Source organism: Caproicibacter sp. BJN0012 (genome assembly GCF_035986805.1).
Taxonomy (GTDB): domain Bacteria; phylum Bacillota; class Clostridia; order Oscillospirales; family Acutalibacteraceae; genus Caproicibacter.
Genome location: NZ_CP142518.1, coordinates 2380275 through 2399933 on the forward strand (window position 1 = coordinate 2380275; position 19659 = coordinate 2399933).

At 53.1% G+C, this 19659-nt stretch carries 21 protein-coding genes; 9 read left to right on the forward strand and 12 right to left on the reverse strand.

The annotated features are described in order from the left end of the window. Positions 1-145: 145 nt before the first annotated feature. Together VA597_RS11480 and VA597_RS11485 are read left to right on the forward strand one after the other, a co-directional pair. Positions 146-415 (forward strand): helix-hairpin-helix domain-containing protein, encoded by a 270-nt coding sequence (locus tag VA597_RS11480; protein WP_128743023.1) that lies wholly within the window; start codon positions 146-148, stop codon positions 413-415. Between the two features lie 564 nt (positions 416-979). Next, positions 980-1306, forward strand: a complete 327-nt coding sequence (locus VA597_RS11485) for an LPS biosynthesis protein (protein ID WP_128743025.1) — start codon at positions 980-982, stop codon at positions 1304-1306. A 143-nt stretch (positions 1307-1449) separates the two neighbouring features. Here VA597_RS11485 and VA597_RS11490 read toward each other — a convergent pair whose 3' ends face one another. From VA597_RS11490 to VA597_RS11510, 5 genes are all read right to left on the reverse strand, one after another. Continuing rightward, on the reverse strand, positions 1450-2508 hold the full coding sequence (locus VA597_RS11490) for a sensor histidine kinase (protein WP_243112498.1): 1059 nt from the start codon (positions 2506-2508) through the stop codon (positions 1450-1452). Beyond that, positions 2483-2836 carry a hypothetical protein gene (locus tag VA597_RS11495; protein ID WP_243112499.1) on the reverse strand — a complete coding sequence of 118 codons (354 nt, stop codon included), beginning with the start codon at positions 2834-2836 and terminating at the stop codon, positions 2483-2485. Before VA597_RS11495 ends, VA597_RS11490 begins: the two co-directional genes overlap by 26 nt. Beyond that, positions 2837-3529: a response regulator transcription factor gene (locus tag VA597_RS11500; protein ID WP_128743027.1), complete on the reverse strand. Its 693-nt coding sequence runs from the start codon at positions 3527-3529 to the stop codon at positions 2837-2839. Positions 3530-3853: 324 nt separating this feature from the next. Next, positions 3854-5935 carry an urease accessory protein UreH domain-containing protein gene (locus VA597_RS11505; protein WP_326974596.1) on the reverse strand — a complete coding sequence of 694 codons (2082 nt, stop codon included), beginning with the start codon at positions 5933-5935 and terminating at the stop codon, positions 3854-3856. Between the two features lie 189 nt (positions 5936-6124). Continuing rightward, positions 6125-6808, reverse strand: a complete 684-nt coding sequence (locus VA597_RS11510) for a class I SAM-dependent methyltransferase (protein WP_128743029.1) — start codon at positions 6806-6808, stop codon at positions 6125-6127. A 286-nt stretch (positions 6809-7094) separates the two neighbouring features. On the opposite strand from VA597_RS11510, the gene VA597_RS11515 reads away from it, so the two are divergent. The 6 genes from VA597_RS11515 to VA597_RS11540 all read left to right on the forward strand — a co-directional run bounded on the left by VA597_RS11515 (position 7095) and on the right by VA597_RS11540 (position 13642). Beyond that, positions 7095-7367, forward strand: coding sequence for a metal-sensing transcriptional repressor (locus VA597_RS11515; protein WP_128743031.1), 273 nt, complete (start codon positions 7095-7097; stop codon positions 7365-7367). Between the two features lie 121 nt (positions 7368-7488). After that, positions 7489-9345 carry a heavy metal translocating P-type ATPase gene (locus tag VA597_RS11520; RefSeq protein ID WP_326974597.1) on the forward strand — a complete coding sequence of 619 codons (1857 nt, stop codon included), beginning with the start codon at positions 7489-7491 and terminating at the stop codon, positions 9343-9345. 523 nt (positions 9346-9868) lie between these two features. Continuing rightward, the gene (locus VA597_RS11525) at positions 9869-11032 is read left to right on the forward strand and encodes an amidohydrolase (RefSeq protein WP_128743035.1); all 1164 of its coding nucleotides are present in this window, start codon (positions 9869-9871) and stop codon (positions 11030-11032) included. Further along, positions 11029-12054: a methionine ABC transporter ATP-binding protein gene (locus tag VA597_RS11530; protein WP_326974598.1), complete on the forward strand. Its 1026-nt coding sequence runs from the start codon at positions 11029-11031 to the stop codon at positions 12052-12054. The genes VA597_RS11525 and VA597_RS11530 overlap by 4 nt, the downstream gene beginning before the upstream one ends. Continuing rightward, positions 12054-12731 carry a methionine ABC transporter permease gene (locus VA597_RS11535; RefSeq protein WP_326974599.1) on the forward strand — a complete coding sequence of 226 codons (678 nt, stop codon included), beginning with the start codon at positions 12054-12056 and terminating at the stop codon, positions 12729-12731. The genes VA597_RS11530 and VA597_RS11535 overlap by 1 nt, the downstream gene beginning before the upstream one ends. A 26-nt stretch (positions 12732-12757) precedes the next feature. After that, positions 12758-13642 (forward strand): MetQ/NlpA family ABC transporter substrate-binding protein, encoded by an 885-nt coding sequence (locus tag VA597_RS11540; RefSeq protein ID WP_326974600.1) that lies wholly within the window; start codon positions 12758-12760, stop codon positions 13640-13642. 211 nt (positions 13643-13853) lie between these two features. Here VA597_RS11540 and VA597_RS11545 read toward each other — a convergent pair whose 3' ends face one another. The 4 genes from VA597_RS11545 to VA597_RS11560 form a co-directional block, all read right to left on the reverse strand. Beyond that, positions 13854-14228, reverse strand: coding sequence for a heavy-metal-associated domain-containing protein (locus tag VA597_RS11545; RefSeq protein WP_128743043.1), 375 nt, complete (start codon positions 14226-14228; stop codon positions 13854-13856). A 236-nt stretch (positions 14229-14464) separates the two neighbouring features. Further along, entirely contained in the window at positions 14465-16597 is a 2133-nt protein-coding gene (feoB, locus tag VA597_RS11550) for a ferrous iron transport protein B (RefSeq protein WP_326974602.1), read from the reverse strand. A gap of 56 nt (positions 16598-16653) precedes the next feature. Then, complete coding sequence (locus VA597_RS11555) at positions 16654-16875, reverse strand: FeoA family protein (RefSeq protein ID WP_128742000.1); 222 nt, start codon at positions 16873-16875, stop codon at positions 16654-16656. A 21-nt stretch (positions 16876-16896) separates the two neighbouring features. Beyond that, a complete protein-coding gene (locus VA597_RS11560; protein ID WP_128741999.1) occupies positions 16897-17109 on the reverse strand; it encodes a FeoA family protein in 213 nt (70 codons plus the stop codon). A gap of 198 nt (positions 17110-17307) precedes the next feature. On the opposite strand from VA597_RS11560, the gene VA597_RS11565 reads away from it, so the two are divergent. Continuing rightward, complete coding sequence (locus VA597_RS11565) at positions 17308-17682, forward strand: metal-dependent transcriptional regulator (RefSeq protein WP_128743047.1); 375 nt, start codon at positions 17308-17310, stop codon at positions 17680-17682. A gap of 39 nt (positions 17683-17721) precedes the next feature. Here VA597_RS11565 and VA597_RS11570 read toward each other — a convergent pair whose 3' ends face one another. The 3 genes from VA597_RS11570 to VA597_RS11580 form a co-directional block, all read right to left on the reverse strand. Then, on the reverse strand, positions 17722-18150 hold the full coding sequence (locus tag VA597_RS11570) for a flavodoxin (RefSeq protein ID WP_128743049.1): 429 nt from the start codon (positions 18148-18150) through the stop codon (positions 17722-17724). A 32-nt stretch (positions 18151-18182) separates the two neighbouring features. Then, entirely contained in the window at positions 18183-18752 is a 570-nt protein-coding gene (locus tag VA597_RS11575; RefSeq protein WP_128743051.1) for a DUF3793 family protein, read from the reverse strand. 278 nt (positions 18753-19030) lie between these two features. Continuing rightward, positions 19031-19405 carry a VOC family protein gene (locus VA597_RS11580; RefSeq protein ID WP_326974603.1) on the reverse strand — a complete coding sequence of 125 codons (375 nt, stop codon included), beginning with the start codon at positions 19403-19405 and terminating at the stop codon, positions 19031-19033. Between the last annotated feature and the right edge of the window lie 254 nt (positions 19406-19659).

The following is a 19659-nucleotide window of genomic DNA, read 5'->3' on the forward strand; positions in this document are numbered from 1 at the left end:
GGCAGCGGGCCTGGGCGCTTTGCCCTGCGAAAAGCGAAAACGGGAGTGTCTGTATGATAGCATTTTAGCTCCACGTATGGTAAAATGTCTAAGGAACCGTCTTGCAAACAGAAATTTGAATTGTAATTCTTGAGGGAACGGAACGATGAGCGATTTAAGACAGATTCCGGGTGTTGGTGAGAACATAGAACAAGATTTAATAAACATAGGATATGACAGTATTGCCTCGCTGATCGGTCAAGACCCAGAAGATATATATCTAAAAGACTGCCTTTATAAAGGCTTTCGGGAAGACAAATGCCAACTGTACGTTTTCAGGCTGGCTGTTTATTATGCGGAAAATGAGACACATGCTCCAGAAAAATTAAAATGGTGGTATTGGAAAGACAAAGAATATAAACCCAAAGGCAAATGAGTAATTGGTGTCACAGGATTCAAACTGATGTAAAAGCTATTGCTCGGTTAACCGAAAACAATGAAAAAAGAATTGGATTTTGTGATGCTACAATCATAGTTGCGGCATATGCGGAAAATTTGTGCGTCGATAAAAATCATATAAAATCCGTCGTCGGGCGGCGATCCATCTGGGACTTCTCGGCATGGGGATGTCCTCGCTGCTTTGCGGCCCGTTGCCCGCGGAAATGGTTTGGTTCTGGGTGTTTGCAGCGTTGTGTGCGCTGCTTGGAGCCCGCTGCAACCTGTAGAACATCCCCTATATCGCCTATATGCAGGAAACTATAGCCCCGGACCGGATGGGGCGCGCTTTTTCTCTGATCGGCAGCCTCAGTTCGGCGACTATGCCTTTGGGATTGCTCATAGCAGGCCCAATTGCTGAAAACCGGGGTGTGCCGCTGTGGTTTTTTGTTTCAGGGATCGCAATGCTGCTGCTTTCCCTTGTCAGCGCTATGCTCGTCCTTCCGAATGACAGTTTGATTTCTATCCATCGGAGAGACAAAAGGGATCCGTGGGGGTTGAGAAAATGATTATTGATAATAATCCAAAAGAACTCGAAGCAATGGAAGCATTTCACCGTGGGGATAGAAAAGAAGGATTACGATTACAGGAAGAATTTGCTTCCGCGTTTCGGGAGGAATTTAAAAGCAAAGACCATTGCCCGTGCAAAAAAGCCTGCCGCTATCATGGAAACTGCAAAGAATGCGTGGCTATTCACAGGGCGCACCAGGAACATGTTCCAAATTGCATGAGGCCGATGATAAACAGGAAAATCAAGCTATTATCAGAACTTACCGAGCACACCGTTTCCTATGAAATTGAGCCGCCTAAAAAAATATTGAGAAAAGGGTAGATCTTTGTTCACCGGGAGATGATGAGCATAATCGGCAGTCAGTGAGATTCGTATTGATACGATTTCAATTTAGAGGCGGTCTGATCTCAAGCGGACCGAAGTTTACTAGAATTGTTTTGAAAGGATAGTAAAAAAACAAGTGATCAGTTGCCGATCGGGATGCTGACAGTAACCATGGTGCCTTTCCCAGGTTCGCTTGTGACGTCGATCTTCCCCTTGTGGGCATCGACAATCGCCTTTGTGATCGAAAGTCCCAGCCCGGAGCCTCCCGTCCGCCGGTTGCGGGATTTATCCGCCCGATAAAACCGTTCAAAGATATTGGGCAGGTCTTCAGGCGGAATGCCGGCGCCGTTGTCGCCGACCGACAGAGTCACGGTACTTTCAGCGCTTTTCACGCCGATATCGACACGCCCCTCCTCCGGGGTGTATTTCAGCGCGTTGGAAAGGAGATTGGTAATGACCTGGCTGATTTTATCCCGGTCCGCCCGGATGACCGCCGCATCACCGGTCAGGTTCAGCTTTACTTCCTTTTTGTAAAAATCAGGTTCAAAGTTATGGGCGATACGCCGGGCCAGCTCTGTCACGTCGAACTCCGTGAGATTCAGGACGGCATTCTCGGCCTCCGCCCGTTCCAGATTTTCAATATCGCCCACGAGCCTGTTCAGGCGCAGGATCTCCTCATGACAGCTTTCCAGCCTCTCGCCGCTCGGTTCCCATACCCCGTCGATCATCGCTTCGAGGGAACTTTGCAGGTTCGCGAGCGGCGTCCGCAATTCATGGGACACATCCGCCGCCATGGTTTTTCTGAGCTTCTGCTGTTTTTCGAGGGACTCCGCCAGATCGTTGACGGTGGCGGTCAGCTGATTGATCTCACTCGTCGTGGATTTCTCCTTGATCCTCTGCCTGAAATTCCCCTTCGAAATCTCCGACGCGGCCCGCACCGCTTTGGAAATCGGGCCGCTGATCCTTCCGGACATGACCGCCCCCAGCAGCAGAGCCACGGCAAGCGAAACAATTCCCACAATCACGAGAATCGCATTGACCCCATTCAAAAAAGTGACGTCGTTGCTCGTATAGTAATACGGGCCGTAATAACCGATGTCCGCTTCCCCGATTTTCTTGAAATTTTCCGTCAGGTCGTATCGGTTCTGGACATATCCGCCTTTTAAATAAGGATTATGGCTCTGTGTGTATTGCTCCATACGGCGCAGCATCTGCACGCAGAGGCCGTTGTTGTGGACAAACGGTGCTGCCCGAAAGGTCCTTCACCTTCAGAATGATCCCTTGTTCCAGCGCTTCCATTCCGATGTTCTCAACGGCGCCAACATTCCACTTTTCGGTTGAGGCGTCGTACTGCCTGTTGACAAGATTCACGATATTCTGGTTGTTCTGCTTTTGCTGCGCAATGACATAATCGTTGAACCGGATCCTAAAAAAATAATTGATCAGAAGGCTGATGACCCCGACAAGCAGAAGAGCCAGCATCGCATAGGTAAGGGACAATTTGGAGCGCAGGCTTTTGCTTTTCATCTAAATCCCTCCAAATTTGTAACCCAGTCCATGAACCGTAAGAATATACCGAGGATTCTTTGTATCCGTTTCAATTTTCTGCCGGATATTCTTGATATGCGAGTCGATGATTCGGTCAAATCCCTCGAAATCGCCGCCCATCGCGGAGGCAATCAGCTCTTCCCGCGTAAACACCTTTTTCGGGCGGCGCGCCAGCGTGCTGAGAATTCTGAATTCGTTCGGCGTGAGGCTCACGGGTCTGCCGTCCTTTTTGACTTCAAAGCCTTCCAGGTCGATAGTCAGTTCGCCGCCGCGAAAGACAAGCACGGACGCGGCTCCGCCGCCGGAACGGCGCAGCACGGCCCCGACCCGTGCGACAAGCTGTCTGGGGCTGAACGGCTTGGCGACGTAATCGTCCGCGCCGAAACGGAATCCTTCCAGAACTTTCTCTTCCTCCGCGCGCGCAGTCAGCATAATGACGGGAACCTTCGACCTTTTCCGTATCGTCCGGCAAATCTCCTCCCCGCTGATATCCGGAAGCATCCAGTCGAGGACAATCAGGGACGGACTTTCTCTTTCAAATTTCTCCAGGGCTTCCCTGCCGTCGTATGCCGTGAGCACGATATAACCGGCCCTTTCAAGGTAAGATTTTACCACATCCACGATTTTAGCCTCATCGTCGACAACGAGGATTCGTTTTTCATTTGCGTTCACGAAAACCACCCGAATCGAAAGACAGAAGCCCCCCTTGCGGAGCTTCTGCTCTTTTTTACTATGATAGCATGAATTCCGTCAGAAGTCGATTTCATCGTGCCCCTGGCCCTCAATCGACCGCAACGATGCGCCGGCCGGCTTTTTCGCCGGCATTGGGAGCCGATTTTATCAGCATTTCAAACGTCAGCGGTCGGCGGGCGGCGTTCCTGAAGTCTGACGCGGCCTGCGCCCGCCAGTTGGATTTTTTGCTCTTTTTCCGGGATTATACCGTTTCAGGCTCCGCGAATCTGCAACAGCGGAAACGGAACACCATGATCTCCCCTTCTATTGGCAGCAGGACATGCCGCCGGCAGACACGTAATTTTCCGCCTCGTTTTGAATCGCGTTGATGTCGATCTGACTGATGTCGTCCACAACCTTGACATAGCCGCCGAGCATTCCCATCCCGCACTGGAAGGAAAAATCGGATTGCGGGGTGAAAACGGGGGTCTCCGTCCGGCTGCTCAGATCGAGCTGGCTGTTGAGTTCCGGAAACACAACGTACTCATTGCAGGAAGTCAACCGGGTTGGATTAAATTTGATTTTCGCGGGAATGCCCTTCTGCAGGACGAGGATAGGCGGCGAATAGCCGTTGCCGCCGACCGATACGGCGACCTCCTGCTCGTTCCCGCTGATTTTCGCAACGCCGACCGCATCCGCGGAATTGCTTCCGCCGGTCCCGGTTTCCGGCTGCTCGCCGGAAGCGGGCGGAGCGGCTTCCGAAATGTCCTCGACGACCGAGATCGTACTGGTGATCATACCCATGGAGCAGGTGTAAGTGATCACGCCGGTTTGCTTCGGGGTAAAATTGATTTCATTGTCGCCCGGCTGCAACGTCTTCGCAATATTGTACTGGGGGATCGTCACCGTCCCGTTGCAGCCGTTGATGGCGCCGGCGTCCGCCCGGATCGTCCACTTGACCGGGATGCCTTTCTGTACCGTGATCGGCGTGTAGCTGTTTGCCTGAAGCTGTGTCGTGATCTCCTGCTCATCGCCCTTTACGGTTGCCGCATTGCTTTGGCTCGCGGCTTTCGCCGTGATCAGGCCGAGCGGATTGATCCCCGAAAGGGAGAAACCCCTGTTCAGCATAACGACGCCGAGAACCATGACAAGCGCTGCGCTGACCCTCATTATTTTATGGGTGAATTTACTGCTCAGAAAGGAACTGACCGCGCCAAACCCGAACATGAGCGGAACCGTGCCAAGGCTGAATACCAGCATCGACAGGGCGCCCTTCACGGGGCTGCCGGTGCCGAGCGCATAGAGCTGCATGGCCTGCAGCGGCCCGCAGGGCATCAGCCCGTTGAAAAGCCCGACAAAAAACGGGCCGTGCTCTCCGCTCATGTGGAACTTCGTGACGAATATCTTCGGCATGTGGGGGATGAAACGCCTCAGCCAAGGGAAAATGTTCAGCATGTTCAGCCCCATGATCACCATGAAAATACCCGCAGTCATAGAAACGATTCCTCTCGCCGTTCCCGAAAAGCTGACCGCGGAACCGAGCGCGCCGACAATGCCGCCGATCATGGTATAGGAGAGCACCCGCCCCGCGTTATACAACAGGCTCGGCTTCAGCGTGGCGAGTTTGCTTTTCCTTTCCTGTTCAGAAAATTTGTACGATACCGCCTGGGAAAGATTGATGCCGCCGCACATCGCGACACAGTGCAGGGAAGTAATCAGTCCCACCACGAACAGAAGGCCATACCCCATGCCCTGCGTGACATTCGGAATAAAGTTGAATCCGACTGTATTTTTGAGGACCTGATAGGCAGCGAGAATGATGATGCCGATGCCGAGCAGATGGTTGATCGGAATTCTGTCATCGTTTTTACCCTGTCTCCCATTCTCTGTGCTTTTTGGTTCGGGACTGCCGGCCGCCTGATAGCCGAGTTTTTCAATCACCCCGGCGATTTCGCTCCAGGGGACGATGCGGGGATCATAGGTGATCTCCGCGCTTCCGGCGGCATAGCTGGCCCTGATCCTGACAACGCCCTTTACCTTTTTAAGGCGGTTTTCGATCCGCATTTCACAGCCGGTGCAGAACATGCCGCCGATTTTCAGCGTCTTACGGATCAGCCCGTCGGAGGACCTGTCCGTCGCGGAACGGCTCTGCAGCGCCGGAGCATCTTCCGGCAGGATGATCATCGGCGGCGGCGGGACCGGTTTGCTCTCCGGACGCCTCGTCGCCTTTTCCGAGGAAATATAACCGGCACTGTAGATTTCTTTTGTTATTTTCTTGAGTTTTATCTTCTCCGGATCATAGGAAAACCGCACATTGGATTCCACGCTGCTCGCCTTCACGTCTCTGACGCCGTCCAGTCCATTCAATGCGAGCTCCAGTTCCGTTTCATCGGTTTCCAGCATCATTCCCTGAACCCAAAGTTGTTTTTGAATCCACCGCTGAGCCATCCGATCACTTCCAAACAGGCAGATTTCTGAGAGAAGTCCTCTGACTTCTACAGCATTTCAAATGCTATCAGCCTGTTGTGAAGATTTCATGAAGATATCTTTTTCCTTCTCGATCAACCTGCATCGTTTTTGCGTAAAAGCCCTTTATCATTCCGCCTTTTGGCAGCAAAAGCAAGCCATGGATTTTACCGTACCCAGATTTGCGCTTTGATAAAGGACCGCCAGTCGTGTTCTCAGACTCTCCTCTGTCTCAAACGGAGAACTGAAAAATCCCTTCGGCTCATAAAAATGCCGCACGAACCAATCGGTGCGCCGGATTTCGCCCCGGATATAAAAACAGCCGCAGAAAACGCCGCCGCGTTTAAGCACCCGGAAGGTCTCCCGGTAGGCTGCTTCCTTGTCCGGAAAAGCGTGGAAGCCGTTCAGGGACAGCACGATATCAAAGCTCCCATCCTCAAAGGGGAGTGCGCCGACATCGCCCTGCAGAAAGCGGACGTGCGGCAAGCCCAGCCTGGCCGCACGCCTCCGCGCCGTCGCCATCATCTCCGCCGAATTGTCCAGGCATGTCACATCCGCGTTTGCCAGCTTTCGGTAGACCGGCATGGTAAGCACCCCCGTACCAACGGGGACTTCCAGCAGCCTCCCGGAAAAGTCCTCCGGGATTCCGGAAAGGGCCTGTTGAAGATAGCGGTCGTTGTCCGCCTTGTCCATATCCCAGACCAGTTTGCAAACGATCCTGCCAAAGGCCGTAGAGCAGGTGATCATACCATCATAGGCGGTTGCCTCCCGGCCCAGTATCTGATAGGCTTGCCTGATTTCTTCATGCGCCATGCGAAAAATCTCCTTTCCTGCCGCCGGACCAAGAACATATCACATTTAAATAGCATTCATCGATCAGAAACGCACAAGAACCTTCCGATCATCTTTCAAAACCGGTTAGATATTGCTAACCTATATTGTATTATAGCATAGTGACTCGGCAAATAAAAGAGCGGGAAAACGTATCTCACAGAAAAATCAGGCATATACGGTTCACCGTACCGGCGCCGTGTTGACGCGGATGCCCCTTGATGCTATACTTTATTTTACCCTATAGGGTATTGAAGGAGGAGTTACGATGCGCCAGTGCATGGATTCGGATAACCTGCATAGACGGCTCAGCAAAATCATGGGGCAGGTTAAGGCGATTGACAAAATGGTTGACGAGGACGTCCCGTGCGAGGACGTTCTGATTCAAATAAACGCGGCGAAAAGCGCCTTGCACAAGGTGGGCGAAATCGTTTTGGAAGGTCATCTGAATCACTGCGTGCGCGAGGGGATCGAGCACGGAGACGCCGACAAGGCAATTGCGGATTTTGCGAAAGCGATCGACCATTTTTCAAGGCTGTGAGCGGAAAGAGAAACCAAACGGGACGGCTGCTTTACGGCAGCCGTTTTTTATTGACAAAGCATACCCCTTGGGGTATTATATACCTATACTAGGTATAAGTATATAAAGGGGGAATGTTCTCTTGCTACGGTTCTGGAAAGATGGAGAAAAACCAACCATGCTGATTCTTGCGGTTTCTTTCGCATCCCTGATCGTCAGCTTCTTCAACATTGGAAATCTGCCGGTTGACGCCGCATGGATCGCGATTCTGCTTTGTGGAATCCCTATCGTAAAGGAGGCAGCAGCAGGATTGGTGACAAAATTTGATATCAAGGCAGACGTGCTGGTTTCCATCGCGCTGATCGCGTCAGTCATCATTGGAGAGACCTTCGCCGCCGGCGAAGTCGCCTTTATCATGACAATCGGCGCATATCTGGAAGAACGAACGGTTGCAAAGGCGCGTTCCGGAATTGAAAAGCTGGTGCACCTCACTCCCGCTACGGCGAGGCTGGTGCAGGGTGATCGGGAATCAATCATCCCCGCCGAGCAGGTAAAGCCCGGCGATATTCTGCGCGTCCTGGCAGGCGAAACCATCGCCGTCGACGGCCGGATCACAAAGGGAAAAACCTCGATCGACCAATCCGTCATGACGGGAGAATCCCTTCCTGTGGATAAGGCGGAAGGCGACGAGGTTTTCAGCGGCACCGTCAATCAGTTCGGTATTTTTGAAATGACGGCGCTGAAGGTCGGCGAAGACAGCTCCCTCCAGCAGATGATCCGGCTTGTGAAATCGGCGGACGCCGGAAAGGCCAAAATCGTAGGAATAGCGGACCGGTGGGCGACATGGATCGTAGTGACCGCGCTTTCGGCGGCAATTTTAACATGGCTTTTTACCGGCCAGATCATCCGTTCTGTTACCATCCTGGTGGTCTTCTGCCCCTGCGCCCTGGTATTGGCCACGCCTACCGCAATCATGGCCGGAATCGGAAATGCCACGAAATACGGCATCCTGGTCCGCGAGGGCGACGCGCTGGAACGACTTGCCAAAGTGAAGCGGATCGCCTTTGACAAAACCGGTACTCTGACTTACGGAAAACCGACCGTAGTCCGTGTGGAAAGCTTTGATCAAGATTTGAGCAGCGACAGAATTTTAGAACTCGCCGCATCCGCAGAGTTAAGGTCAGAGCATCCGCTCGGGAAAGCGATTCTTTCCTGTTATCACCAAAAAAAGGACCGCTTCCCTGACGATCCGGAAGCATTCGAACTGTTCGCGGGCCGGGGAGTACTCGCGATCATAAACGGAGACGAGATCCTCGCCGGGAACGAGGCCCTGCTGGCCGAGCGGCAGGTCGGCTTGCCGGAAGCATTCCAGTCGTCCGCCGAAGAGGCGAAAAAGGAAGGCAGCACGATCATTTATCTGTGCCGCAACCAAAAACCCGCCGGATGGATCGCCCTGTCGGACACGCTGCGCCCCGACGCCGAAGAAACAGTCAGCGCAATTCACCAGATCGGCATAAAGACAGTCCTGCTGACCGGGGATGCGTCCCCGGCCGCAACCCATATGGCAAATATGGCCGGCATCAGCGACGTGAGGTCGGGCTGTCTGCCGGAGGGAAAACTGACGGCCATCGCTGAGTTTCAAGAAAAGGGGCAGCCCGTCTGTATGGTGGGCGACGGAATCAACGACGCCCCCGCTTTAAAAGCGGCGCAGGTTGGCATCGCCATGGGCAAAATGGGAAGCGACATTGCGATCGACGCCTCCGACATCGCCCTGGTAAGCGACGGCATCAAAGAAATCCCGCATCTTCTTTTACTGTCGCAAAAAACGATGCAAACCATCAATATCAATCTGATCGCATCGATGACGCTGAATTGTATCGCGGTTATACTCGCGATCATCGGCGTGCTGAATCCGGTCGTCGGCGCGCTTGTACATAACGCCGGTTCGGTCGCCGTCATTATAAACTCATCGCTGCTATTAAAATGGAGGAAAGCATAAAAGCGAACCAGCTCACTGCAAGCATTCCTGCCTCGCACACTTCTGAAACACCGTTCAAAAGCCTCGGGTCCATCGCGATACAGCTCCGGCGAATCCCACGCGGGATCTGAATTTTCGCATTGCAGAACCGAAAGATGGTTTCCCTGTTCTCACACCGTCCGCCGGCGGCCTGACCGCGGCGGCATCGCCCCGCTCTGAAAGACTGATCCCTGTACGATGAAATTATCTTGACAAATTGCAAAAACGGGGTTACAATACACTCATATAAAACATATATTGTTACTATTAATTGAGGAGGGAAAGGGTTACGATGAAGTTTTGGGCAAACGGTTCCATGAACTGCTTGATGCGCATGTTGTGCGGAATCATGTGCTGCTGTATGCCCAAAATAAAACGTGACCGGATCTTTCTGCCTTTATAGTCTGCATTTGCAGGACAGAACAAGGAAGGCTGACAGGTCACATGATCTGCCGGCTTTTTTTGTTTGTATTTCACCGCATTTGAATTTTGGGGGCTTAGAACTATGAAAACTAATGATTTTGCACTGGACGAAACGAAACTGTTTCAAACCTTTCAATGGCTCCACCGGCACCCGGAGCTCTCTTTTCAGGAGTTTGAAACCACAAAAAAGATCCGGGAACTGTTGTGCGCGGCGGATATCGAAATCCTGGATCTGCCGCTCGAAACCGGTCTGGTGGCGGAAGTGGCCGGAGCGCGGCCCGGACCGATTATCGCCGTCCGCTGCGATATCGACGCGCTTCCGATTCAGGAGCAGACGGACCTTGACTACAAGTCTGAAAATGACGGCATCATGCACGCCTGCGGCCATGATTTCCACACAGCGGCCATGTTTGGGGCGGCGCTGCTGCTCAAGCGGCGGGAAAAGGAGCTGCAGGGGACCGTAAGGATCATTTTTCAACCAGGGGAAGAATCTTCGCTCGGAGCGTTGAAAATCACGGAAAGCGGCGCACTGGATCACGCACAGGCGATCTTCGGAATCCATGTGATCCCCAATATCCCGGTCGGCACGGTCGTGATCTCGCCGGGCGCCATGACCGCGGCGGTCGACCGGTTTGAAATCACCATTTCGGGAAAGGGCGTCCATGCGGCGTATCCGCAGGACGGAATTGACCCGATCGTGACGGCGGCGCAGTTCATTTCCGCCGCGCAGACCATCGTCAGCCGGAACACCAACCCGTTCCATCAGAGCCTCGTCAGCATCACGCATGTCGCCGCTGGGAGCACCTGGAATGTGATTCCTTCCTCCGCGTTCTTGGAAGGAACCGTCCGCACGCTGCAAAAGGAGGACCGCCAGTCCATCCCGAAGCGTCTGGAGGAACTCGCCGGAAACATTGCGGAGGCTTTTCGCGCCAAAGCCGATTTCCGCTGGATCGCCGGCCCCCCGGCGACGGACAACGATCCGCGCTGGACCGCGTTTGCGGCGGAAACGGCGGAAGACGCCGGCCTGAGAGTCGTTCCGGCGATCCCGGCGCTCGGCGGCGAAGACTTTGCTTTTTATCAGCAGACCCTCCGGGGCGTCTATATCCAGATCGGGACCGGAGAGTCCGAACCGAACCACAACCCGAAATTCCGCGTTGACCCGAAGGCGCTGCCGGCCGCATCCGCCTATGTCGCTTCGCTTGCCGAAAAGGCCCTTCAAACCCTGAAAAGCGGTGGAACGGTATGATCGTCGTTCAAAATGTGAGCAAGACTTTTCCCGGCAGATCCGGAGATGTGGAAGCCTTGAAAAACGTTTCGATCCAGGTTGACGACGGGGATATCTTCGGCGTGGTCGGTTTCAGCGGGGCGGGAAAATCGACCCTGATCCGTACCGTGAATCTCCTGGAAAGGCCGGATTCAGGGAAAGTGATCATCGACGGGATCGACGTGACGGACCTGCCGAAGCGAAAACTGCGCGGGGTCCGAAAGCATATCGGCATGGTATTTCAGCAGTTCAATCTTCTGAATTCCAAAACCGTGCGGCAGAACGTCGCCATTCCTCTGGTCCTGGAGAAGAAACCCAAAGCAGAAACCGAGAAACGCGTCCGCGAGCTTTTGAGGTTTGTCGAGCTGGAAGAGAAGAAGGACGTTTACGCCGAAAATCTTTCCGGAGGCCAGAAACAGCGGGTCGGCATCGCGCGGGCGCTCGCGACCAGCCCGTCCATCCTGCTGTGCGACGAGGCCACCAGCGCGCTGGATCCGAAAACGACGGAATCCATTTTGCAGCTGCTGAAAAAAGTCAATCGGGAACTGGGAGTCACCATTTTGCTGATCACGCACCAGATGAACGTGATCAAGGAAATCTGCAACCGCGTCGCAGTCATGGAAAGCGGCGAGATCGTAGAACAGGGAAACGTTCTGGACGTTTTCGGCAACCCTCAGCACGATATCACAAAAGGATTCGTCAAAACGGTGATCGACGACACGGTCCCGGAGAGCATCCGCAAATCTATCCTGGAAGACAATAGGCAAGGAAAAATCCTCCGGCTGAAATTCACGGGAATCAGCGCTCAGGATTCCCTCCTTTCACGAATTGATAAAACTTTCAACGTGGAGACGGCCATCCTGTCCGCCACGGTAAGCGAACTGCAGGGCACGGTGCTGAGTATCCTGAAAGTTCGTCTGACGGGGCGGAATGATGAGATTGCGAAAGCGGAACAGTATATCGAAAAATCCGGCGTGGAAGTAAAGGAGGTGACTTTGGAATAATGGAAAAGCTGATTGAGCAATCCCTCGACATCTCCTCCGCAAAACTCCTGCTGGCGGCGGAACAAACCATCTATATGCTGTTCTGGGCCCTTTTGATCGGCACGCTGATCGGAGTCTCGCTGGGCATCCTGCTTGTCCTGACCAGACCAGGCGGCGTCCTTGGAAACAGAATCGCTTTCAGCCTTCTGAATGATCTGATCAACATTGTCCGTTCGGTCCCCTTTATCATTCTTCTTGTCTTTATCATGCCCCTGACCAAAGGGATCGCGGGCACAACGGTCGGGACGAGAGCCGCTCTGGTTCCGCTTGTGTTTTACATCAGCCCGTATCTGGCGCGGCTGGTGGAAAGCTCCCTCTTAGAGGTCGATTCGGGAATCATAGAGGCCGCCGAGGCAATGGGCGCTTCGACTCTCCAGATCATCTGGCATTTCCTTCTGCCGGAAGCCCTGCCGTCCCTCATTCTGACGCTTACGACGGGGACAATCGGACTGTTGGGCGTCACCGCCATGGCGGGAGCGATCGGCGCCGGGGGCGTCGGCGACCTTGCCCTCACCTACGGGTACCAGCAGTTCAATACGCCGCTTATGACCGCCACAGTCATTGTGCTGATCCTTTTCGTTCAGATGATCCAGTCCGTTGGAAACCATTTTTCCAAGAAAGTCCGCACCCATAAATAACTTGATTTTGAGAAGAGGTAAGTAGTATGAAAAAAGTATCCGCAGCTTTAAGTCTACTGGTTCTGTTATCCGTCGCGTTCACAGGATGCGCCGCACCGGGCGAAAACACGGCGGCATCGCCTTCGAGTGCCGGGCAGGCAAATTCCGCCGCGTCGGACCAATCCTCATCGTCTTCCGGCAAAACGGTTTTGAAATACGGAAAATCCCAGGGGCCCTACACGATCCTGTTCGAAGAGGCCATCAAACCGATTCTGGAAAAGGAAGGCTATCAGCTGAAGGCGGTGGAATTTTCCGACCTTCTCCAGAACGACACCGCGCTGAACAACGGGGAAATTGACTTCAATGTGGAACAGCACACCGCATACGCCGAAAATTTCAACAAAGCCTACAAGGGCGACCTGACGCCGATCAGCCCGATTCCAACCGTGCCGGCGGGGATTTTCTCCTCCAAGCACAAATCGCTGAATGAAATCAAGAAAGGCGCGGTCGTAGCGGTTCCGAACGACGCGTCGAATACTGCCAGAGCCTATGTGCTTCTGCAAAAAGCGGGCTGGATTACCCTAAATAAATCGGTCGACCTTTCCAAAGTGAAACAAAGCGATATTGCTGAAAACAAATACAACCTGTCTTTTGTCGAAATGGATTCTCTGAATATCCCTCGCTCTCTGGATGACTTCGATTACGCGGTCATCACCGGCAGCATCGTGTATAACGCAAAGATCGATCCGTCCACCGCTCTTTTGCAGGAGGACATTCTGGACCATCTGATTCTTCAGGTAGTTGTCAAGGCGGAAAACAAGGACGCGAAATGGGCAAAGGATCTTGTCGCGGCTTATCGTTCCGACGAGCTGAAGGCATACATGTCGAAGAACAACAAGGGACTCTGGTTTATTCCGAAGGAACTCCAGTAGCTGCCATGGGATCAAATACGCGGATCCCGGCGAGACGGGCCGATGTGGGATCTCGGCCAGGCGATTCCGGATTAAAAAGAACAGATACTTAAAAGTGAAAAGGCAGTAAAATGAGGAGCGCTAAAGCGCTCCTCATTTTACTCAGATCCTCAATTTTACAAGAATACCTTTTTCTTCTCATGGTCAGGAGAGACCACAATGGATGTATGCTTTATCCCTTTCTGTAGGTTCTGCGGATTTCATCCACCTTATATCCCGCAGCAGAAATCAGGCGGGTCAGCTGATCGTCGCTGACTTCCGATTTCATCAGAACCGTTGCGGTCTGCTTATTTAGATTCACCTTCGTCCAGACCCCTTCGAGCTCATTCAAAGCATTTTCCACATGGATCGCACAGTTTCCGCACGACATCCCACCGATTTTAAGTGTAGCTACGAATGAATAGTGCTTTTTATTTCTGTCTTTTACAGGTTTTCTGCGCAGTGTGTCTCCACTGCCGCAACAGCCGGAAGACATTCGTTTTAAGAAATTCTTGATTCCAAAGATAATAAATAAAAACAAAATCAGGCATATAACGGCTGTGGGCATCCTATCACTTCTTTTCAAATTAAAACAGATGGTGATTGATCTAATCGCCAGCTAAAACGACCGACATTGCGCATATTTCGTTTCTTTTTCCGCAGGAGCGGGGACCCACATTGGAATGTACGATTTCCCTGACAGGAGGGACACAGACAACCAACATCCGCGCCCCTTTCCCGCTGTTTCGGGCAGCATGTCCAGAGCAGGAGCAACCGCCTCCGCAGCCGGAATTGAAAACCATGTCAGGCATGCACCTTGGTCTCCAGGTATTGCGTGCTGTCCTTGCGGGCCGGACGGGCGATCAGGTAAATCACCGCCGCCGCGACGAGAACGGCGACAATCTGGCCGAATCCAAACGATGCGCCGAAGAACAGGCTTCCAAGCTGGTAGCTGACGAAAGCGAGAAGATAGCCGACCAGCGCCTGATAGCCGATGGCGATCCAGCCCCATTTTTTACTGCCCATCTCACGCATGGTCGTCGACATCGCGACGATGCAGGGAGGATCGAAAATATTGAGGAGCATGAACGAGAACGCGCCCATCGTTGTGAACATGGAAGCGATCCCCTGCGAAACCAGCGCGTCGTTTTCCGCGTCCGCGACCCCGTTCAGGACCGCCAGCGTGCTGATCGCCTGTTCCTTCGCCATCTCCGCGCTGATCGTCGCCACCGCGCCTTTCCAGCTGCCGAAGCCGAGCGGCGCGAAGAACCACGCGATCGCGTTGCCGATGTTGGCCAGAATGCTCTGCTCAATATCGACCATCCGCATGTTCCAGCTGAAATTGGAAAGGAACCAAATGATCACACAGGCGGTGAAAATAATGGTGCCCGCCTTGATGATGAAGGCGCGGGAACGTTCCCACATGTGAATGAGCACACCCTTGAGCGACGGGATATGGTAGGCGGGAAGCTCCATGACGAACGGAGCCGGGTCCCCTCCGAAATAGCTCGTCTTTTTCAGCGCGATGCCCGAGAGCACAATGATGGCGATGCCGAGAAAATACATGGCCGGCGCGATCAGCACCGAGCGCGGGAAAAACGTCGAGACGATCATGCCGATGATGACGGTCTTCGCCGTGCACGGAATGAAGGTGGAAAGCATGATGGTCATGCGGCGGTCCTTTTCATTCTCGATCGTCCGGGCGGCCATGATCGCCGGCACGCCGCAGCCCGTTCCGATCAGCATCGGGATGAAGGATTTTCCCGAAAGCCCGAACCGGCGGAAAATACGGTCCATGATGAACGCGACCCGCGCCATGTACCCCGAATCCTCCAGAACGGAAAGAAAGAAGAAAATCAGCAGCATCTGCGGCACGAAGCCCAGCACGGTCCCCACGCCGCCGATGATGCCGTCGATGACCAGCCCCTGCAGCCAGTCCGCCGCGCCGATCGCCTGCAAGCCCGACGTCACCGCGTTCGGGATCCAGTCCCCGAACAGCGTGTCGTTGACCCAGTCGGTCGCCATGCCGCCGATCGTCGTGATCGAGATATAGTACATCAGGATCATGACGGCGGCGAAAATCGGGAGCGCCAGAAACCGGTTGGTCACGACCCGGTCGATCCGGTCGGAGGTCGAAAGGGCTCTCTGCTTTTTGTGCAGGCAGTTCGCCGTCAGCCTGGAGATGTATTCGTAACGCGCATTGGTGATGATCGTCTCGCTGTCGTCATCCAGCTCCTTTTCCGCCTCGCTTACGACTTTTTCCAGCCGCCCGCGTTTTTCCTTCGTCATGGAGAGCTCCGCGAGCACCTTTTCATCCCGCTCGAACAGCTTGACCTCATACCACCTCGCGCGCGGGGCCTCAAGAGTCCCCTCAAAAAGCTCGGAGAGCTTTTTCAGCGCGTCTTCGATCTTCGCGCTGAATTCGCACTGGAAATGAAATTCTTTCTTCTCCCGCGCAAGGCGGATCGCCTTTTCGGTGACCTCCCGCAAGCCGGTCCCTTTCAGAGCGGAGGTTTCGACAATTTCGCATCCCAGCGCCGCGCCAAGCTTCTCCGTGTCGATCCGGTCTTTGGATTTCTTGACCACGTCCATCATGTTCAGGGCAATCACAACGGGGATCCCAAGCTCAAGAATCTGCGTCGTCAGGTACAGGTTGCGTTCCAGATTCGTCGCGTCGACCAGATCGATGATGGCGTCCGGCCTTTCATTGATCAGATAGTTGCGGCTGACGACTTCCTCGAGCGTGTAGGGCGAAAGAGAATAGATCCCCGGCAGGTCGGTGATGACCACATCCTTATTCCCTTTCAGCTTTCCCTCCTTCTTTTCGACCGTGACCCCCGGCCAGTTCCCGACATATTGGCTGCTTCCCGTCAGGCCGTTGAACATGGTCGTTTTGCCGCAGTTCGGGTTGCCGGCAAGCGCTATTTTTATCCCCATCTGTGAAAAACCCTCCTTCAATTAATTAGCCTCTGCTAACTTCCCCGCAGAAAAATTTACGCTACTTCGATATGCTCTGCCTCATTCTTCCGGATGGACAGCTCATATCCGCGGACCGTGATTTCGATCGGGTCCCCCAGCGGCGCCACCTTGCGGACCGAGATCGCCGTCCCCTTCGTGATGCCCATATCCATGATACGCCGCCGCAGGGGGCCGGTCGCGGTAAGCGTCTTGACTGCAACGGTTTCTCCCGGTTTTACTTCTTTCAGTGTTTTCATAGCATTGATCGCTCTCCTCTTTCAAATCATGATCCGGTTCGCCATGCTTCTGTCCAGCGCGATGCGGCTTTCCTTCACCTGAAGGATGAGATTCCCCGCCAGCTCGCTGACCACCGTCACCAGGCCGCATTCCACAAAACCCATCGCGGCCAGATGCTGCCGTGTCTCGTCCTTTCCGTTGATCTTCCGGATCGTCACCGTATCCCCGGCTCTCGCCATCGTCAGAGGCATCATATCCTTTTCCTCCTTTAAGTTAGCATCGGTTAACTCTTGCCCTTTTTACAAGAGGTTAGGTCTCGCTAACCTCTTTCCTGATTTTAGTTTACCACCGCTAACCATGCCTGTCAAGCGTTTCTGAACACTATTCTTGCCAAAGTGGTTAGTTTGTGCTAATCTATAGCATAATAGATTTACCACACGGAGGGATATGCGATGGAAATTCATGAATCGGCGGAAGATTATCTTGAGACGATCCTGATGCTCAAAGAACGGCAAGGGCAAGTCCGGTCCATCGATATCGTCAATGAGATGGGTTACTCCAAGCCGAGCATCAGCGTGGCTATGAAGCGGCTGCGAGAAAACGGTTATATCGAGATGAGCGACGACGGTTATATCACTCTGACAGAACCTGGAATGAAAGTAGCACAGCGCATCTACACCCGGCATAAGTTACTGACGAAATTTCTTGTCAGTCTTGGGGTGGAAGAGAAAACCGCCGCGGCTGACGCCTGTAAAATGGAGCATGACCTGAGCGACGAAACCTTTGAAAAATTAAAAGAACACGCAAGGAAACATTTGCGGGAATAATGGCGCGGACAAAGCAGGGTTTTCCCTGCTTTGTCCTGCCTAAGCCTGGGCCAGCGCCTTGCCCAGCGCTTTGCACGCTTCGGCGTCAAGCCCCTCGGGAGCGCCGTTCACCGTCACTGGCTCCGCTATCATGCGGCAGCCGGCCGATTCGCAGTCCACGGCCCAATTCCGCATCCATTCGCCGTCGCCCCAGCCGTAGGAGCCGAATAGCGCTACCGTTTTTCCGCCGAGTTCTGATTTTACGGACTGATACATGGGCTCAAACTCAGATTCTTCCAGCTGCTCCGACCCCATGGACGGACAGCCGAAAGCGATGGCCGTGTAATTCTTCGCTTTGTCGGCCGTGAATTCGCCAGCCGTAAACAAATCGGCCTGTCCGCCCGCCGACATGGCGCCATCCAATACGAGATTCGCCATGGCCTGCGTGTTGCCGGTACCGCTCCAATAAACAATCGCAATTTTAGTCATCAATATTTCATCCTTTCAATAAAATACTACCGTTAAGCGGCCACGATGAGCCGCGAAATCGGTGTCCCGTTTTCAAACATGCGTTTATAGATATAAGTGCATTTTCGGTACTGACCGGAACGTTTCCGCGCCCCGGCGGGGTTGAAATAGGCTTTCCAATAACCGCAGAAAGCGTAATTTCTGCCCTTGTGCTCCATGAAACTAATCACATCAAACAGAGGATAGCCCAGAAAAATTCCGATCTCATGAGGAAATTCCCGTTCCAGGCACAGGCGCCCGGAAAGCTGCCGCAGAAGAGCGTCACAGCCGCGCGACGTGTCATACCCAAGCGTCCGAAGAAAGGAGCAGGTCATTCGCTCCGAAAGGACCCGTGCAAGCCCCGCTTTCCGATAGACATAGACCAAATAGGAAGATTCACATTCGCATTCTTTTACGACGCACACCGACATCGCATAGGGGGCAAGCTCCCGGTCCCAACGCGCGATGTCACTGTAAACCGATTCCCGGTCTTCAGACTGATACAGGAACAGATTTGCGGGTTTCATCCCGGCCAGTGTCGGGGCGCATTGCTCCACAAGCGACGCCTCAAAAGATTTTTCCATCACCATTACCTCCCTGGCAGTATTTCGTTTTGGTTAGTTGTGACTAACTCTTGGCGATAAAATTACCGTTTTTATAAGTCACAGCATAACTTTTGATACAAAAATTTTTGTGTCTGGAACGCCAATAGCTATTACAGTCGGTTAGCATTGACTAACCGACTGTAATATTAGCACATGTTGCAATTTCTGTCAAGGCCTGAAACGTACATTTCACCTTCATGCAAAAGGCTGCCGGAGGTCCCCGGCAGCCCCGTGTTCTCCATCGGGACAGGAACCAATCAACGACGATTCTCCACAAACTGTATGGAGACGCCGTTTGGGTCCTTCACAAAAAAGAAAGAACAATCCGGCACTTTTACGGGTCCGCCGACCACAGAAATGTTTTTAGACTGGACTATTTTCAGCATATCCGTAAGCGAATCCACCTCAAATCCCAATGAAATTCCCTCTTTTGCGGTACCGGTGGCATTGCCGTTCTGCAATAGTTCAATCTTGAAATTATTCTTGTCCTCCAAAAATACGATTTCCGTACCCGGGGCGGGGGAAAATCGCCTTACAGGGGTGAGCCCGACAATTTCCTGATAGAATTTCACGGACTCTTCCAGCTTTTCCGTTGTAACCGTGCACCAGCAGCAATTCATAGATTTTTTCATTCCTTTCAGTAAATCAAAATCAGCTTTAAATTCAGAATATCATCGATGAACCACATTGTAAAGGGTACGGATGATTTTACCCTTGGGTTTGGAGGCCCCTCGTACAGCCGCATGCGGCATGTCCTTATTCTTCCGATTATAAGCCATAGGGCGCTCGATTTTTAATTAGGAGCCTAAATTAATGCTTGACAATGCTCCCCCGGAGTAGTATAACACAATCAGTTAGGTGCCTAAATTAAATTTGGAGGTATGAA

Excerpts from the sequence above, each read along its gene's own strand:
- VA597_RS11480 (WP_128743023.1), top strand. The coding sequence starts at position 146 with ATGAGCGATTTAAGACAGATTCCGGGTGTTGGTGAGAACATAGAACAA.
- VA597_RS11485 (WP_128743025.1), top strand. The coding sequence starts at position 980 with ATGATTATTGATAATAATCCAAAAGAACTCGAAGCAATGGAAGCATTT.
- VA597_RS11490 (WP_243112498.1), bottom strand. The coding sequence starts at position 2,508 with ATGGAGCAATACACACAGAGCCATAATCCTTATTTAAAAGGCGGATAT.
- VA597_RS11495 (WP_243112499.1), bottom strand. The coding sequence starts at position 2,836 with ATGAAAAGCAAAAGCCTGCGCTCCAAATTGTCCCTTACCTATGCGATG.
- VA597_RS11505 (WP_326974596.1), bottom strand. The coding sequence starts at position 5,935 with ATGATGCTGGAAACCGATGAAACGGAACTGGAGCTCGCATTGAATGGA.
- VA597_RS11510 (WP_128743029.1), bottom strand. The coding sequence starts at position 6,808 with ATGGCGCATGAAGAAATCAGGCAAGCCTATCAGATACTGGGCCGGGAG.
- VA597_RS11515 (WP_128743031.1), top strand. The coding sequence starts at position 7,095 with ATGCGCCAGTGCATGGATTCGGATAACCTGCATAGACGGCTCAGCAAA.
- VA597_RS11525 (WP_128743035.1), top strand. The coding sequence starts at position 9,869 with ATGAAAACTAATGATTTTGCACTGGACGAAACGAAACTGTTTCAAACC.
- VA597_RS11530 (WP_326974598.1), top strand. The coding sequence starts at position 11,029 with ATGATCGTCGTTCAAAATGTGAGCAAGACTTTTCCCGGCAGATCCGGA.
- VA597_RS11535 (WP_326974599.1), top strand. The coding sequence starts at position 12,054 with ATGGAAAAGCTGATTGAGCAATCCCTCGACATCTCCTCCGCAAAACTC.
- VA597_RS11540 (WP_326974600.1), top strand. The coding sequence starts at position 12,758 with ATGAAAAAAGTATCCGCAGCTTTAAGTCTACTGGTTCTGTTATCCGTC.
- VA597_RS11545 (WP_128743043.1), bottom strand. The coding sequence starts at position 14,228 with ATGCCCACAGCCGTTATATGCCTGATTTTGTTTTTATTTATTATCTTT.
- feoB (WP_326974602.1), bottom strand. The coding sequence starts at position 16,597 with ATGGGGATAAAAATAGCGCTTGCCGGCAACCCGAACTGCGGCAAAACG.
- VA597_RS11555 (WP_128742000.1), bottom strand. The coding sequence starts at position 16,875 with ATGAAAACACTGAAAGAAGTAAAACCGGGAGAAACCGTTGCAGTCAAG.
- VA597_RS11560 (WP_128741999.1), bottom strand. The coding sequence starts at position 17,109 with ATGATGCCTCTGACGATGGCGAGAGCCGGGGATACGGTGACGATCCGG.
- VA597_RS11565 (WP_128743047.1), top strand. The coding sequence starts at position 17,308 with ATGGAAATTCATGAATCGGCGGAAGATTATCTTGAGACGATCCTGATG.
- VA597_RS11570 (WP_128743049.1), bottom strand. The coding sequence starts at position 18,150 with ATGACTAAAATTGCGATTGTTTATTGGAGCGGTACCGGCAACACGCAG.
- VA597_RS11575 (WP_128743051.1), bottom strand. The coding sequence starts at position 18,752 with ATGGAAAAATCTTTTGAGGCGTCGCTTGTGGAGCAATGCGCCCCGACA.
- VA597_RS11580 (WP_326974603.1), bottom strand. The coding sequence starts at position 19,405 with ATGAAAAAATCTATGAATTGCTGCTGGTGCACGGTTACAACGGAAAAG.